Source organism: Okeania sp. (assembly GCF_983059655.1).
The window spans coordinates 1-2,365 of record NZ_CEZPJD010001026.1; the positions used below are offsets into that span (position 1 = coordinate 1).

The 2,365-nt window shown below is 37.1% G+C and carries 3 protein-coding genes; 2 read left to right on the forward strand and 1 reads right to left on the reverse strand.

What is annotated here, in order from left to right; genetic code table 11:
- Window positions 1-229: 229 nt before the first annotated feature.
- Both AC3DU7_RS31370 and AC3DU7_RS31375 read left to right on the forward strand, forming a co-directional pair.
- A complete protein-coding gene (locus AC3DU7_RS31370) occupies window positions 230-358 on the forward strand; it encodes a hypothetical protein (RefSeq protein ID WP_488043144.1) in 129 nt (42 codons plus the stop codon).
- A 5-nt stretch (window positions 359-363) separates the two neighbouring features.
- Window positions 364-939, forward strand: coding sequence for a Uma2 family endonuclease (locus tag AC3DU7_RS31375; protein ID WP_488043145.1), 576 nt, complete (start codon window positions 364-366; stop codon window positions 937-939).
- 651 nt (window positions 940-1,590) lie between these two features.
- Here AC3DU7_RS31375 and AC3DU7_RS31380 read toward each other — a convergent pair.
- On the reverse strand, window positions 1,591-2,365 hold a 775-nt coding region (locus tag AC3DU7_RS31380; RefSeq protein ID WP_488043146.1), incomplete at its 5' end, for a formylglycine-generating enzyme family protein.

Consider the following 2,365-nt stretch of genomic DNA (forward strand, 5'->3'; position numbering starts at 1 on the left):
TATTTGAAATGAAAATGGAATCTGTAGAAAGTTTTATTCGCCGAAAAATGGGGATGTGAAAAAGTAGGGGTCAGTTCGTAGTTGGGCTTTAGCCCTCATAATATAGTATGAAGTACAGAGATTAACAATGAAATGTTTGTAGTGCAGGCTCGTAGTCAGACTTTAGTCCTCATAATACAGCATGAAGTACAGAGATTGACAATGAAATGTTTGTAGTGCAGGCTCGTAGTTGAATTTTAGTCCTCATATACCGCTACGAGTATACCTCACTCAAGTGGAATCTGCTGTAAGTATTGCTTGGGCTAAAGCCCAACTACGAACAAAATATAAAATGATTCGAGCGATCGCTAAAAACTGAAAAGTATGCAAATTCAACAACAAAAAAACTATACTCCTACAGAATATTTAAACTTTGAAATTAACTCACAACAACGACACGAATATATCAATGGTGAAATTATTCCGATGACTGGCGGTACTCCAAATCATAATCAGATATCTCTCAACTTCAGCGCAGCTTTAAATTTTTCTCTCAAAAGTCAATCATATCGAGTTTTTGTGGCAGACCAACGACTTTGGATTCCGAATAAAAGTATCTATACTTATCCTGATGTGATGGTTACTTCAGGAGATTTGCAATTACAAACAGGAAGAAAAGATACTATTCTCAATCCCCTAATAATTGCCGAAGTCTTGTCAAATTCTACTAGAAATTATGACAAAGACGAAAAATTTGCAGCTTATAGAACTATTCCTACATTTCAAGAATATCTACTCATAGACCAATACACAATGCAAGTAGAACAATATTATAAAACTGCTCAGAAACAGTGGATTTTTTCAGAATATAACGAAGCCAGCGAAACTATTTCTCTCAATTCAATTTCCTTTCAAATAACTATGACAGATATTTACAACAAAGTCGAATTTGAAGCATAAAAAAAGTATTTTCAGCTAATATTTATTCAGTTACAGCAGATTCCAAGTATATGAAGTACAGATATTAACAATTAAATCTTTCTAGTGCGGGCATCTTCCCCGCGATGGGTGTACCTAGGGTTTGCTGAAAAAGTCTTATGGGTAAGGGTAGGAGACAGGAGACAGGAGACAGGAGACAGGAGAAATGGGAATGAGCGAGGAAGTAGGAGTAAGAATTGTCCCTTGATTTTTCTGCCCAACTATGCGCCTAAAATACGCTCCTTTTTGAGCGCTTTAGACTGAAAACCAGGTACTTTTTTCGTTCCAAAAAAGGCTAAAACCTTTATCTGTAAAAACTTTTAGATTTAATCAGCAAGCCCTACCTAACTCCACCGTATTAGCTTTTTCTCAACAGTTGTTTGGATAATATGTATTCTTTTTTCCTCAGTTAAGTATTTACAAGTTTTGACAATTCTAATAGCAAATTGATAAGCTTTCTGAGCAACAATACTATTACTTTCACTTATCGTATTTAGCTCTTAGTTTTCTGAAGGAACAATCAAGTCTAAACTTCTGACTTCTAACTTCTGACTTCTGACTTCATATAGTTCTCCCGCCTGAACACACAATACGAAAACCAATAACGTAGTAGTGGAGGCCGCGCCTATCGTCCTAGTCGCGATACGCGGAACGGCAGTTAACAGGATCGTCGATCCAGGAACCGCCCCGCAGTACGGGATAATATTCTTTTTCATCATTTTTTAGCCAAGCACTACCATCAGTAGGGGCACCTTCATAGTTTTCATGCCAGTCATCAGCGCACCACTCCCAGACATTGCCGTGCATATCATATAAACCAAAAGCATTAGGAAGAAAACTCCCAACATCTGTTGTTTCTTCTCGATATTTACCTTTAGGTACGTTGCCATAAGTATCGTTACCATTGTAGTTAGCTAACTCCAATGTTATAGTTTCTCCAAAATAAAAAGGTGTGGTTGTACCTGCACGACAAGCATATTCCCACTGACTCTCACTCGGTAGTCTGTAGTTTTTCCCAGTTTTCTGAGATAGCTTTTGACAAAATTCTGTTGCATCGTACCATGACACACATTCTACTGGGCGGTTTCCTCCTTTAAAATCAGAAGGGTTTTCACCCATAATGACTTGATATTGGTTTTGAGTAATAGGATATTTATTCATATAAAAAGGTTGCAGAGTAACTTCATGTTGCGGACTTTCACTATCACTTCTTTCTGCTTCATTTTCTGCCGAACCCATCATAAAAGTACCTCCAGGAATAGCCACCATTTCCAACATCACACCATTACCCAAATCTTCAGCGAAAAATACTGCTTTGTGGGAATGACGATTAATTTCTTCCCCTTTTATATCTACAGTTATTACGTCAAATTTTTCCAAGTAAAAATTAAAAACATCAGGAGGCATT

What these genes read in the sequence shown, in the direction of transcription:
- AC3DU7_RS31375 (WP_488043145.1), top strand. Translation starts at nt 364, where the DNA reads ATGCAAATTCAACAACAAAAAAACTATACTCCTACAGAATATTTAAAC.